We start from the raw sequence: 12748 nt of genomic DNA on the forward strand, positions 1-12748 counted from the left end.
CTTAACACCGGCCGACCGGCGGGCGACATCGAGGCGAAGGGTCGGCTTCCCCGCGGTGGCCGCGCCCGAACCCCGGAGTGACGGTTCAGAAGGCGACGGCCTCCGCGGCGGTGAACCCGAGCGGGCGGGTCACCCCAGGTAGGGCTTGAGGTGGGGGGTGAGGGCGCCGCAACCCAGGTATTTCTCCACGGTGTGGAAGTCGAGCCAGTCGAGGTTGACCAGCGCCTCCTGGTCGACGCCGGTGAAGCAGGTCCGCAGCCCCGGCGGGATCGCCGCGATGTCGTCCTTGTCGGCGATGTTCACCCACCGCCTGACCTTGGGAGGCCGGCCGCCCCAGCCGTTGACCGGTGCGGGCACCAGGCGCTCGAAGATCACATTGCGCATGCCGAGCGGGCTGCCCAGAGTGATCAGCAGGTCGACCTCCAGGTCGGGGTTGGCCCAGAGCGTCTCGTAGGTCACCACGCTGCCCAGCGAGTGCGCGATCACCACCCTGGGCCGGTTCCGCCTGATCACCTCGGCCACGGCCGCCCTCGACTTCTCGCGCGCCTCGCTCCCGGCCACCATGTAGGCGGCGACCTCGGGACAGAAGAACCTGGCGAAGTCGACGGCGTTGCCCTGCAACCGGTCCAGCAACCAGCCGGTCATCCGGTGCAGGGCGCCGGTCAGCCCCTCCCCCACCGAGTCGAGCTGCTTGGCCCAGGCGACGAAGACCTCCTGGGCACCGACGTTCATGCTCCGCACCGCGCGCCTGGAGTCGTCCTTGCTCTCACCCAGCAGGTGGGCGTAGTAGGCGATCTCGGTGATGTAGCGCTCCTTGGCGTGCGGCTTGCCGCCGGTCAGGCCCTTGTGCAGGTAGCGGTCCCACTTGTCGCGCATCGCGACCGCCGCGCCGCTGACCGAGTTACCCGCGTCGCGGTAGTAGCGGTACTTACCGATACCGTGCACCCCGACGATCGTGTCCATCCGCCCCCGCCTTCTGTGTTGGATGCCCGGTTTTCACGGGTGTCGATGGCATACGCCCCGAGCAACTGTGGCGGAAGCGAGCCCCGCGCCACAAGACCACGGCGGCACCGGCGAAAACCGTCAACGGGCTCATGGTCCGTGGATCGCGCATGACGCGTCGCTGTGCGCGGATCGATCCCGCGGGCAGCGGCGGCGGGCGGGGCCGACACCGACTTCGCGGCCGATGTTCTCTACCTGCTGCTTCGCGGCTTCTGTTTCGCCGGCGCCGAGGCCCCGGACTGTGGGCGGGCGAACGGGTCGGTGCGGCCGTCTCCCGGCTGACCGATCGGCCCGGAGAGCACGGGCGGAGCGCCTGTCGCCGCACTCGCCGTATCGACCACTGCGGGGGCGGCGGCCTTCGCGGCGAGCGCGAGCCGAGCCGTATGGGGTGCTATTCGGAGACCGGGTGGCGGGCTTTCAGGAGGGAGAGGAAGGCGCGGAACAGCCCCGGCATGTCGATCTCGTCGGGGGCGAGCAGCCACTGGAGCTGGAGTCCGTCCATCACCGCGAACATCAGCGGCGCGGCCTGCTCGGGGGTGAGGCCGGCGGGCAACTCGTCGCCGAGTTCGGCGCGGATCACCTCGGCCATCCAGGCGCGGGAGGTTCCGTAGCGCTCCTTGAAGAAATCCCTGGCCGGGTGGTCCTCGATCACGCTCTCCGCGGAGAGCACGGTGAAGGACTGCACGATGCCGCGGCGCTGTGCGTTGTACTCGACCAGCGCGGCCACGGTGTCCAGCGTGATCGCTCCCCCCTCACCGGGCAGCACGAGCACGTCGAGGTTGCGCTCGTCGCGCAACTGCAGAACCTCGGCGAGCAGCCGATCCTTGCTCGGGAAGTAATGCAGCACCCCCTGCTGGCTGAGGCCCACCCGCTCGGCGATCGATGCGATCGACGCCCCCGTGTAGCCGCGTTCGGCGAACACGTCGAGCGCGGCCAGCAGGATCTCCTCCCGCCGGCTCTCGCGCGATCCTCGGCGTCGCACCATGCGTCAACTCCTCTCGTCGCGCCGAGCCTAACGTGATCAGCAAGAATAACAATTACATATCATGACCTACCGACTATTCGGTAATTGCGGGCATACTCCCGAGGGAAGGCGCGTACAGCGAGGCTCAAGGAGATCACGTGGCCGGACCCCTCGTCGTCGGTCCAGGGAGGCCCGGCGTTCTCCCGGCCGCCGCACGCGCTGGTTTCGCGCGCCGCCTCGCCCTCGCCGGCCCCGGTTCCCCGACGACGCTCCGCGCGACCGCCGGAGGAACCGGCCCGCACTCTTCCTCTTCTCCTCGATCCGCGTGATCGTGGGCACAGTTCTGGTCACCCGCATCAAGGAGGTTCGCTGACCGTGTCGGGAATCGAGCACGACGACATCGTGGAACAGGCGCTGAGCAAACTCGACCTGGACACCAAGGCACGCATCCTGGCCGGTCAGGACATGTGGAGCCTGCCCGCGGCGCCCGGCGCCGGCCTCGATGCGATCGTCATGTCGGACGGGCCGATCGGCGTCCGAGGCGCCAGGTGGACGGCCGACGACCCGTCCATCGCCCTGCCGAGCCCGACCGCCCTGGCCGCGACCTGGGATGTGGCGCTGGCCCGCCGCGTCGGCAACCTGCTGGCCCAGGAGGCCCGCCGCAAGGGCGTTCACGTGCTGCTGGCACCGACCGTCAACCTGCACCGCTCCCCCCTCGGCGGCCGGCACTTCGAGTGCTACTCCGAGGACCCGATGCTGAGCGGCGAGATCGCCGCCGCTTACGTCACCGGAGTCCAGGAGGGCGGGGTCGCCGCCATGGTCAAGCACTTCGTGGCCAACGACTTCGAGACCGAGCGGATGACCGCCAACGTCCTGGTCGGCGAGCGCGCCCTGCGCGAGCTCTACCTGGCCCCCTTCGAGCTCGTGGTGAAGAAGGCGGGGCCGTTCGGCGTCATGGCGGCCTACAACAGCGTCAACGGGCCCACCATGACAGAACATGACGAGCTGCAGAACAAGGTCCTGCGCGACGAGTGGGGTTTCGACGGCGTCATCGTCTCCGACTGGACGGCCGCCCGCGACACGATCCGCGCCGCGCTCGGCGGGCTCGACATCGCCATGCCCGGCCCCGGCACCGTGTACGGCCCGGCGCTCGCGGCGGCCGTACGCGCCGGAGAACTGGACGAGGAGGTCGTGGACGAGCACGCACGCCGGGTGCTGACCCTGGCCCGCCGGGTGGGCGCCCTGGAGGGCGCGTCCCGCGCCGAACCCCTTCCGGCCGTCGACGGGGAGGCGCTGGCCCGTGAGGTCGCGGCGGCGTCGTTCACGCTGGTGCGCAACGACGGCGTCCTGCCGTTCGGCCCGGACACGAGCGTGGCCCTCATCGGAGGAGCGGCGAAGGAGGCCCGCGTGATGGGCGGGGGCAGCGCGCAGGTCTTCCCCTCCCATGTCGTGTCACCGTACGACGGGCTCGCGTCCGCGGGGATCCGGATGACCTACGCCCGCGGGGCCGACCCCAGCGGCAGGTTCAACCCGGCGCGCTTCCCGCTGCGCGCGGTCTGCCGGGCGGAGGACAGGCGGGTGCTCGGCGATTTCCCGCTGTCCGAGGGGGTGATCCAGTGGCTCGGCGAGATGCCGGAAGGCGTGGCCTTCCAAGAGTTGCGCAGCGTCGAGATCACCGGCACGTTCACTCCCGCGGTCGGCGGCGTGCACCGGCTCTCGATCGAGGGAGTCGGCCGCTTCCGGCTCGTCGTCGGCGGGCAGGCCCGCTTCGACGGGAAGATGGTCCCGGAGGGCGATGACCCGATCGCGTTGTTCATGATGCCGCCGCGCACCGTCGTCGACGTGGATCTGCGCGCCGGGGAGCCGGTCGACGTCCACCTCGAGCACACGCTGCCCCGGTCCGGCCTGCTGTCGTTCCCCTTCGTCGGCGCCACGCTCGGTCACCGGGAGCCGTCGCCCGGTTCGGACGAGCTGATCGAGGAGGCCGTACGGGTCGCCTCGGCGGCGGACGTCGCCGTGGTCGTCGTGGCCACGACCAAGGAGGTGGAGAGCGAGGGCTTCGACCGCACGTCGCTGAAGCTGCCCGGCCGCCAGGACGAGCTGGTGTCCCGGGTGGCCGCCGCCAACCCGCGGACGGTCGTCGTGGTCAACGCCGGCTCCCCTGTGGAGATGCCGTGGCGGGAAGAGGTCGCGGCCATCCTGCTCACCTGGTTCCCCGGCCAGGAGGGTGGCCACGCGCTGGCCGACGTGGTGCTCGGCCGTACGGAGCCGGGCGGCCGCCTGCCGACCACCTGGCCCGGCGTGCTCGAGGAGTGTCCGGTCATCGACGTCACCCCCGTCGACGGTGTGCTGCGGTACGAGGAGGGCGTCTTCGTCGGCTACCGCGCCTGGGAGCGGGCGGGGACGGCTCCCGCCTACGGGTTCGGAGCCGGTCTCGGATACACGACCTGGCACTACGAGTCCGCCGGGTACGCCGACGGGACGCTCACCGTCCGGGTGCGCAACACCGGCGACCGTCCCGGCCGCGAGGTGGTGCAGGTCTACCTGGCACCCGCGGTGCCCGACGAGTCCCGGCCCGCCCGCTGGCTGGTCGGGTTCGCCGTCGCCGAGGCCGGCCCCGGCGAGACCACCGAGGTGCCCGTCGAGATCCCGCGCCGCGCGGCCGAGGTCTGGAGCGAGCAGGGATGGCGCCTGGTCTCCGGGGACTACGTGCTCCAGACCGGGCATTCACTCGACGACATCCGCCTCACCACCGCCATAACCCTGTAGGAGACTCCCGCGTACGCGGTGGCGGCCCGCTGGGGCGTTCAGGGCCCCAGCGGTTTCAGCGAGCTCTTCGAGGCCGGGCCCGGCGTCCCACCCCGCGGGTTCCGAGGCCGATTCCGCCTGAGCGTCATCCAGGAGTGAGCGGGGACACCACCGGCCGCCGGCTGGGAAAGACCGAAGACGCGCGGATCTGGAAGTCGGCCGAGAAGAGGCGGCCGTGGTCACCCTCGCGCCCTTCGATGCGGTCGACGAGCAGTTCCACCGCCGCCTGGGCGGTCTCGCCGGGCAGGAAGCTGAGCGTGCTGATCGGCGGGTCGGTGTAGGCGGCCGCCGGATCCTCCGTGGTGCAGACGAGCAGCAGGTCGTCGGGGACGGAGCGGCCGAGCCTGCGGATCGTGTCCAGCAGGAGTGGCGAGCTGACCTCGACCAGGGTGAACAGCGCGTCCGGCGGGACCGGGGCGGCGAGCAGTTCCCGCACGGCGTCGAGCGTGTGTTGCACACCGGGGCCGGGCAGGTAGACGATCCAGGGTTCACGGTCCCGCTCGGCACACCAGTCCTGGTAGGCGCCCACGGACTGCTGGTGGAAGCAGGCTGTGGCCGCGGCCGCGACGACCGCGATCCGTTCGGCACCGGCGTCCTCCAGGTGATCGAGGACCTGGCGTACGGCGCCGTCGTTGTCGAAGTCGACCCATCGGCCGATCTCCTGTACTCCGCTCGTGACCTCCGCCAGGGCCCGGCGATCGGAGACCACGGGGACGCCCGCTGCGAGGAAGTCTCCGACCATCGGATCTCCCGCGACCGGGTCGACGACGAACACGCCGTCCAGCGGCATGTCCAGCCAGCAGTCCCCCGGCCCGGAGGTCGGCAACAGGACGACGCCGTATCCATGGGACAGAGCCACCCGGGTCGTGGCGATGACGAGTTGCGAGAAGTAGGCCAGATCGGTGTACACCCACGGTGTCTCGACGTACTCACGTGCCGCGAGGCCGAGCAGCCGGGTGTGCCCCTTGCGTAGGAGCCGTGCCGTGGCGTTCGGGCGGTAGCCGAGAGCTCGCGCCACCCTCTGCACATGCTCGCGGGTGGCCGCGGGAAGCCGACCGGTCCCGTTCAGCGCGTCCGACACGGTCGTCTTGGACACCCCCGCGGCACTGGCCACATCCACGAGGCGAACCCGGACCGTGCGCTCTGACTGGCTCATGGAAACGATCCTGTCATCCTGCCGGGCGCTGCCGCCACCCGTCCAACCATTGCAGAATCGTTCCGCCAACCTCTTGTGCAGGAACGTTCCTTCACGAATACTCACTGCAATCTCAGCCGCACATCGGATCGTTGCGGCCCGTTCAGAAAGAGGTGATCTGATGCGCACCTCCCGTTTGGTCGCGGCGACCGCCCTGCTCGCCCTCGCGGTCAGCGCCTGCGGCGGCGCCACAAGCGCCGGTAAGGACGGCGGCTCCGCCGCTTTCGAGATCACGAAGGACACTCCGGCGGCCAAGGGCGCCGTGGACTCGGTGACCTGGTCGCTGTACGCCGAACCGCAGTCCCTGGACTACGTGTACGCCTTCGACTACCACCCCAACACCGTGCTCGCCAACATATGCGAGCAGCTCATGCGGATCACTCCCGACCTGAAGGTGGAGCCCGGCCTGGCCAGTGCCGCGACCTCACCCGACCCCAAGCGCTGGGTCTACACGATCCGCTCCGGGGTGAAATTCCACGACGGCTCCACGCTCACCGCCGACGACGTCGTCGCCAGCATGCGCCGCCACCTCGATCCCAAGGTCGGCTCGTACTGGGTCTCCGCCTACACGAACGTCGACAAGATCGAGAAGACCGGGCCGATGGAGGTCACGGTCCATCTGAAGCAGCCCGACCAGCTCTTCAACGAGGAGATGGGCACCTCCGCCGGAACCATCGAGAGCGCCGCCTCCCTGGCCAAGGAGGGCTACGGCACCCCGGATGTCGGAGTCAACTGCACCGGCCCCTTCTCACTCGACTCATGGCAGAAGGGCCAGTCGATCAACCTCAAGAAGTTCGACGACTATTGGGACCCGTCGCTCGTACCCAAGGTGAACACGATCAAGAACGTGTTCATCCCGGACCCCGCCGCCCGCGTCAACGCGCTGCTCTCCGGCGAGGTCGACGGCGGTTACCTGCTGCCGCCCCCCGGGTTCCCCAAGCTCCGCACCGCCGACAGCGGCACGCTCTACTTCGGTCCCAACACGACGGCCGTGAACCTGATCCCCACCGACCTCAAGGGCACGCTCGGTGATGTCAAGGTCCGCAAGGCGCTGTCCATGGCGCTCGACCGCGACGGCATCATCAAGGCCGCCGCGGGCGGAGTCGCCACACCGGCGAAGGCGCCCGGCGCCACCGGCGCCTGGGGAATCGCCCCGGAGGCGGCCAAGGAGTACTACGCCAAGCTTCCGCCCCTCACCAGGGATGTCGCCGGGGCGAAGAAGCTGATCGAGGAGGCCGGCGCCTCCGGCAAGAAGATCGTGATCGCGACCAGTACGCTCTCCCCGGAGATCAGCGTCATCGCCAACGCGGTGCAGTCGGCGGGGCAGGCCATCGGCCTGAAGGTCGAGCTGAAGGCGGTCGCCCCGGATGCCTACACGGCGCTGTTCTCCGACCCGAAAGCCCGCGAGGGCATCGACCTGGTCATGACGATCTGGTACGACTCCACCCCCGACCCGCTGGAGTTCTACGGGATCCTGGAGACGGGCAACTTCGCCAACTACGGCGGCTACTCCAACCCCGAATACGACGCCCTGGTCGATGAGGCCAACACCCAGGCCGACCCGGCCGCACGCGCCGCGACGATCGCCAAGCTGCAGGAGATCGCCGTCCGCGATGTGGTCTGGATCCCGCTGTACGAGGTGCCGCACAGCATGTTCCTCAACAAGCGGCTCACCGGCGCGCCGACCAGCATCTCCCAGCTTGTCTTCCCATGGGCCGCTCGTCTGGGTTCGGCCAGTTGAGTTCGACCATGGCGGGCTTTCTCCTTCGCCGGATCACCGGGATCATCGCGACACTGCTCATCACGTCGTTCCTGGTCTTCGGCTCGGTCCATCTCGCCCCCGGCGACCCGGCGTCCTTCCTCCTGGGAGGGCGCTCGGCGTCACCGGCGGCCGTCGCGGCCATCAAAGAGCAGTACCACCTGAACGACCCGTTCCTGATCCAGTACACCAAGTGGATCAGCGGCGTCGTCACCGGTGACTTCGGCAAGTCCGTGCAGTTCCGGCAGGACGTGGGCGGTCTGATCACCGCCCGGCTGCCGACGACGCTGTGGCTCATCGGCTACGCCGGCCTGCTCATCCTGATCGGAGGGCTGGCGTTCGGGGCGCTGGCCGCGCTGCGGCGGGGCATCGTCGACCGGATGGTCCTCATCGGCACGGGCGTCGCCACGGCCACCCCGTCGTTCGTCGCCGCGATCGGGCTGATCTCGCTGTTCTCCGTCCAGCTGGGCTGGTTCCCCGCCTTCGGCAACGGCAGCGGTTTCGGCGACCGGATCAGCCATCTGACGCTCCCGGCGGCGGCGCTCGCCCTGACCTTCGTCGGCCTGCTGGCCCGGGTGACCCGTACCTCGATGCTGGAGGAGCTGGGACGCGAGCACGTCGAGGTGGCCCGCTCACGCGGGGTGCCCGGCTCGGACGTGGTGCGGCGGCACGTGCTGCGCAACGCCCTCGGCCCGATCACCACGGTGGCCGGGACGATCGTGGCCGGCCTGCTGGTCGCCACCTCGATCGTGGAGACCGCCTTCGGCCTGTCCGGGGTCGGCCAGTTGCTGGTCAGCTCCGTCACCGTCAAGGACTTCCCTGTCGTGCAGGCCGTCAGCCTGCTGGTGGTGCTGGCCTTCGTCTCCGCCAACCTCGTCGTCGACCTGGTCCATCCGCTCATCGACCCCCGCCTGTCCCACGCGAAGGGAGGCACGAGATGACCGCCCTGCCCGTCCACCGGCGCAGGCTCCTCGCACCGCTGGCCCGCCTCGCGGGAGGCGACAAGCTCGTCACGACCGCCCTCGCCGTGCTGACCGTGCTGATCATCGCGGCGGTCCTCGCCCCGCTGATCGCTCCGCACGACCCCGACGCCGTCGACCTGTCCGCGACCTTGAGCGGCTCCACCCCCGACCACCTGCTGGGCGCCGACCAGTCCGGCCGCGACGTCCTGTCCCGGCTGATCTTCGGTGCCCGGACGGGACTGCTCGGCCCGCTGGTGGTCGTGGTCGTGTCGACGGTGCTCGGCATGCTGATCGGGGTGACCGCCGCCTGGCACGGCGGAGTCGTCGACTCCGTGCTGTCGCGCGCCATGGAGCTCGTCTTCTCCTTCCCCGCCCTGCTGCTGGCCATCATCCTGGTGGCGGTCTTCGGTGTCGGGCTGACCGCTCCGGTCATCGCGATGAGCGTCGCCTACGCCCCGTACGTCGGCCGGTTGGCACGCAGCGTGGCCCTGCAGGAGAAGGCCCGCCCCTACATCCAGGCGTACCGGGTGCAGGGCTGGTCGGGCTGGGTGATCTGCGTGAAGCATCTGCTTCCCAACATCGCTCCGCTGATCCTCGCCCAGTCCGCGATCAACTTCGGGTACGCGCTCATGGATCTCGCGGCACTCTCCTTCCTCGGCTTCGGTGTGCAGCCGCCCACCGCCGACTGGGGCGCGATGATCAACGAGGGCTCCTCGGCCCTGCTCCAGGGCGCGACGCTCCCCGCCCTCGCCCCCGGCGTCGCCATCGTGATCACGGTGGTCGCGTTCGGCATCGTCGGCGAGTCCATCGCCGATCGCGTCGCCAGGCGGGAGCAGTGATGACCACTCGGCTACTGGAGATCGAGAACCTGACCGTGCGGCTCGCGGCCGGCAAGGCCGCGCGCCCCATCCTCGACGGTGTGTCGCTGCACGTCGAGCGGGGTGAGGCCGTCGGGCTGGTCGGCGAGTCCGGATCGGGCAAGTCCGTCACCTGCCGCTCGGTGCTGGGGTTGCTCCCCGGGGGAGCGCGGGCCGCCGGCAGCCTGCGGGTGGACGGAGCGGACATCCTGACGATGTCCTCCACCCGGCTTCGCGAGCTGCGCCGCCGCGACGCCTCCATGATCTTCCAAGACCCTCGGGCCTCCATCAACCCGCTGCGCAGGATCGGCGACTTCGTCACCGAAGGGATGCGGGCCGGCGGTGTGTCACAGAAAGACGCGCTCAAGCGGGCCGAGGAGTTGCTGGAGTCGGTCGGCATCCGTGAGCCGCGCGCGGCCCTGCGCAGGTACCCGCACGAGTTCTCCGGCGGCATGCTGCAGCGCGTGATGATCGCCGGCGCGCTCGCCGGCGGGCCCCGGCTGCTGCTGGCCGACGAGCCCACCACGGCACTGGACGTCACCACCCAGGCCGAGGTCATCTCGATCCTCACCAGGCTGCGGGCCGAGCGTGACATGGGGATGCTCTTCGTCACCCACGACCTGGAACTGGCCGCGGCGATCTGCGACCGCATCTACGTGATGTACGCGGGACGGATCGTCGAGGCGCAGTCCACCGAAGGGCTCTTCGGCCGCCCCCGCCATCCGTACACCTCGGGACTGCTGGCCGCGACCCCGCGGCTGGGGTCGGACGAGCCGCCGCACGGCGTCCCCGGGCGTCCGGTGTCACTCGCCGAGAGCCCGGCCGGATGTGCCTTCGCGGCCCGCTGCGCCCACGCCCAGCCCGCCTGCACGCAGGAGGAACCCGTCCGGCGGGAGATCGACGGTGCCCAGGTGGCCTGCCTGCGCGCGGAGGAGCTCATCCATGACTGAGTACACACTGGAGGTCGAGAACCTGCGCAAGTCGTTCGGCGACCAGGTGGCCGTCGACGACGTCTCCTTCTCGCTGAAGCCCGGCGGCTCCCTGGCCATCGTGGGCGAGTCGGGATCGGGGAAGACGACGACCGCGCGGATGCTCGTCGGCCTGGAGCGGCCGGACGCCGGCCGGATCCGCGTCGGCGGCCGGGACCGCTCGGATGTGGCCCGCGGCAAGGCGACCCGGCTTGCCCGTGCCCGAGAGCTCCAGATGGTCTTCCAGGACCCCTATCTCTCGCTCGACCCCCGCGTCAGCGTCGCGCAGTGCGTCGAGGAACCGCTGCGCCTGCACTTCGGGATGAGCCCGCGGGAACGGCGGGCCCGCCGCGACGAACTGCTGGAGCGGGTCGGTCTCGGCGAGCGGGAGGCGGACGCGCTCCCCAGACGGCTGTCCGGCGGCCAGCGCCAGCGCGTCGCCATCGCCCGCGCGCTGGCGACCGAGCCGAAGGTGCTGATCCTGGACGAGGCGACCGCCGCACTCGACGTGTCCATCCAGGCCCAGATCCTCGACCTGCTCTCGGAGATCCACCGTGACACCGGCGTCGGATATCTGTTCGTCACCCACAACCTGGCGCTCGTCCGGCACATCGCCGACGACATCCTCGTGCTCTACCAGGGCCGCGTGGTCGAGTACGGCCCGAGCCGGCAGGTGCTGGCCGCCCCCGAGCATCCCTATACCCGCCTGCTACTGCACTCGGTGCCGCGCCCCGGCTGGGACCCCGCCCAGATCGCGGCGGACCGACGTGCCCTCGCGACCGATTCGAAGGAGATCTCATGACGGACCTCGCCTACCTCGCCGCGACCGAGGCCCTGCGGCTGTTCCGGTCCCGCGAGCTGTCCCCCGTCGAGCTGATGACCTCCGTCATCGAGCGCGCCGAGGCCGTCGAGCCCCGGATCAACGCGCTGAGCGAGCGCATGTTCGAGGATGCGCTCCTCCAGGCGAAGGACGCCGAGCGCGCCTACCGCGACGGCTCCCCGCGACCGCTTGAGGGGATTCCCGTCGCCACGAAGGACGAGCAGCCGATCGCCGGACGGATCGCCTCGGACGGATCGCTCGCCTACACCGACCATGTGGCCGAGGTGACCCATCCGGTCATCGAGCGACTGCAGGCCGCCGGCGGCATCGTGCACGCCCGCACCACCACGCCCGAGTTCTGCTGCGCGGGCTTCACGCACTCTCGGCTGTGGGGACTCACCCGCAACCCGTGGAACCTGGACTACTCCCCCGGCGGCTCCTCGGGCGGCTCGGGCGCGGCGCTCGCCTCCGGCACCGCCACCCTCGCGACCGGCTCCGACATCGGCGGCTCGATCCGGCTGCCAGCCGCCAACACCGGCACGGTCGGCTACAAGCCGCCCTACGGCCGGGTGCCCGCGATGCCGCCGTTCAACCTCGACCACTACTGCCACGACGGGCCGATGGCCCGCACGGTCGCCGACTGCGCGCTGCTGCAGAACGTCATCGCCGGCCCGCACCCCCGCGACGTGGTCTCGCTCCGCCCCGCCGTGCGCGTCCCCGAGCGGCTCGGCGACGTGGCCGGCCTGCGCATCGCGTACGCGCCGAACCTGGGCGACTGGGAGATCGAGCCGGAGATCGCGGCCAACACCAAGGCGGTGACCGACGCGCTGCGGGAGGCCGGGGCGATCGTCGAGGAGGTCGAGGTCGGGCTGCGCCGGGCCGACGTCTTCCAGGCCGTCTTCATCCACTTCGGCGCCATCTTCGGCCCCATGGTCACCCGGGTCGCGGCCGAGCACGGCGACAAGCTCACCCCCTACGCCCTCGCGTTCGCCGCGACGGCCGAGCAGGCGATGGGAGACAGCGGCGCCTTCCTGACCGGGCTGGAGCTGGAGGCGGCCGTCTACGCGCCGATCGGCGAGCTGCTCGACCGCTACGACGCGCTGCTCTGCCCGACCACGGGGGCACCCGGCCTGCTCGCGGGCGAGGACTACGTCGACACCAAGTTCACCGTGAACGGCGTCGAGCTGGACGACTACCTGGAGTACGCGCTGACTCCGGTCTTCAACATCGCCAGCCGCTGCCCGGTGCTCAACGTCCCGTCCGGCCGCGCGTCCAACGGCATGCCGACCGGGGTGCAGATCGTCGGCCGCAGCTACGACGACGCGACCGTCTTCCAGGTCGGCGCCGCCGTCGAGCGGGTCCGCCCATGGGCCTACCGCCCGGAGTCGCTGTGAACCCCCTGATCTCATCTCA

At 70.6% G+C, this 12748-nt stretch carries 10 protein-coding genes; 7 read left to right on the forward strand and 3 right to left on the reverse strand.

The annotated features are described in order from the left end of the window. Positions 1-129: 129 nt before the first annotated feature. Both ABT061_RS19915 and ABT061_RS19920 read right to left on the reverse strand, forming a co-directional pair. Entirely contained in the window at positions 130-963 is an 834-nt protein-coding gene (locus ABT061_RS19915) for a hypothetical protein (protein ID WP_350919572.1), read from the reverse strand. Positions 964-1393: 430 nt separating this feature from the next. Continuing rightward, positions 1394-1987 (reverse strand): TetR/AcrR family transcriptional regulator, encoded by a 594-nt coding sequence (locus ABT061_RS19920; protein ID WP_350919575.1) that lies wholly within the window; start codon positions 1985-1987, stop codon positions 1394-1396. 354 nt (positions 1988-2341) lie between these two features. Here ABT061_RS19920 and ABT061_RS19925 point away from each other — a divergent pair, with 354 nt between their 5' ends. Beyond that, positions 2342-4735 (forward strand): beta-glucosidase family protein, encoded by a 2394-nt coding sequence (locus tag ABT061_RS19925; protein WP_350919578.1) that lies wholly within the window; start codon positions 2342-2344, stop codon positions 4733-4735. A gap of 124 nt (positions 4736-4859) precedes the next feature. Here the strand turns inward: ABT061_RS19925 and ABT061_RS19930 are convergent, their stop codons facing one another. Next, complete coding sequence (locus ABT061_RS19930) at positions 4860-5930, reverse strand: LacI family DNA-binding transcriptional regulator (RefSeq protein ID WP_350919581.1); 1071 nt, start codon at positions 5928-5930, stop codon at positions 4860-4862. Positions 5931-6090: 160 nt separating this feature from the next. On the opposite strand from ABT061_RS19930, the gene ABT061_RS19935 reads away from it, so the two are divergent. From ABT061_RS19935 to ABT061_RS19960, 6 genes are read left to right on the forward strand one after another with little or no spacing between them, the layout of a single operon-like run. Beyond that, complete coding sequence (locus ABT061_RS19935; protein WP_350919584.1) at positions 6091-7710, forward strand: ABC transporter substrate-binding protein; 1620 nt, start codon at positions 6091-6093, stop codon at positions 7708-7710. Between the two features lie 8 nt (positions 7711-7718). Further along, entirely contained in the window at positions 7719-8669 is a 951-nt protein-coding gene (locus ABT061_RS19940; RefSeq protein ID WP_350919587.1) for an ABC transporter permease, read from the forward strand. Continuing rightward, on the forward strand, positions 8666-9529 hold the full coding sequence (locus ABT061_RS19945) for an ABC transporter permease (RefSeq protein WP_350919590.1): 864 nt from the start codon (positions 8666-8668) through the stop codon (positions 9527-9529). Before ABT061_RS19940 ends, ABT061_RS19945 begins: the two co-directional genes overlap by 4 nt. After that, positions 9529-10497, forward strand: a complete 969-nt coding sequence (locus ABT061_RS19950; RefSeq protein ID WP_350919593.1) for an ABC transporter ATP-binding protein — start codon at positions 9529-9531, stop codon at positions 10495-10497. Before ABT061_RS19945 ends, ABT061_RS19950 begins: the two co-directional genes overlap by 1 nt. Then, positions 10490-11317: an ABC transporter ATP-binding protein gene (locus ABT061_RS19955; protein WP_350919596.1), complete on the forward strand. Its 828-nt coding sequence runs from the start codon at positions 10490-10492 to the stop codon at positions 11315-11317. The genes ABT061_RS19950 and ABT061_RS19955 overlap by 8 nt, the downstream gene beginning before the upstream one ends. Beyond that, complete coding sequence (locus tag ABT061_RS19960) at positions 11314-12729, forward strand: amidase (RefSeq protein ID WP_350919599.1); 1416 nt, start codon at positions 11314-11316, stop codon at positions 12727-12729. Before ABT061_RS19955 ends, ABT061_RS19960 begins: the two co-directional genes overlap by 4 nt. Positions 12730-12748 lie beyond the last annotated feature (19 nt).

The organism is Streptosporangium sp. NPDC002544 (genome assembly GCF_040295965.1).
Classification (GTDB): domain Bacteria; phylum Actinomycetota; class Actinomycetes; order Streptosporangiales; family Streptosporangiaceae; genus Streptosporangium.

Coding starts and splice junctions, on each gene's coding strand:
- ABT061_RS19915 (WP_350919572.1), bottom strand. CDS start 963: ATGGACACGATCGTCGGGGTGCACGGTATCGGTAAGTACCGCTACTAC.
- ABT061_RS19920 (WP_350919575.1), bottom strand. CDS start 1,987: ATGGTGCGACGCCGAGGATCGCGCGAGAGCCGGCGGGAGGAGATCCTG.
- ABT061_RS19930 (WP_350919581.1), bottom strand. CDS start 5,930: ATGAGCCAGTCAGAGCGCACGGTCCGGGTTCGCCTCGTGGATGTGGCC.
- ABT061_RS19935 (WP_350919584.1), top strand. CDS start 6,091: ATGCGCACCTCCCGTTTGGTCGCGGCGACCGCCCTGCTCGCCCTCGCG.
- ABT061_RS19940 (WP_350919587.1), top strand. CDS start 7,719: ATGGCGGGCTTTCTCCTTCGCCGGATCACCGGGATCATCGCGACACTG.
- ABT061_RS19945 (WP_350919590.1), top strand. CDS start 8,666: ATGACCGCCCTGCCCGTCCACCGGCGCAGGCTCCTCGCACCGCTGGCC.
- ABT061_RS19950 (WP_350919593.1), top strand. CDS start 9,529: ATGACCACTCGGCTACTGGAGATCGAGAACCTGACCGTGCGGCTCGCG.
- ABT061_RS19955 (WP_350919596.1), top strand. CDS start 10,490: ATGACTGAGTACACACTGGAGGTCGAGAACCTGCGCAAGTCGTTCGGC.
- ABT061_RS19960 (WP_350919599.1), top strand. CDS start 11,314: ATGACGGACCTCGCCTACCTCGCCGCGACCGAGGCCCTGCGGCTGTTC.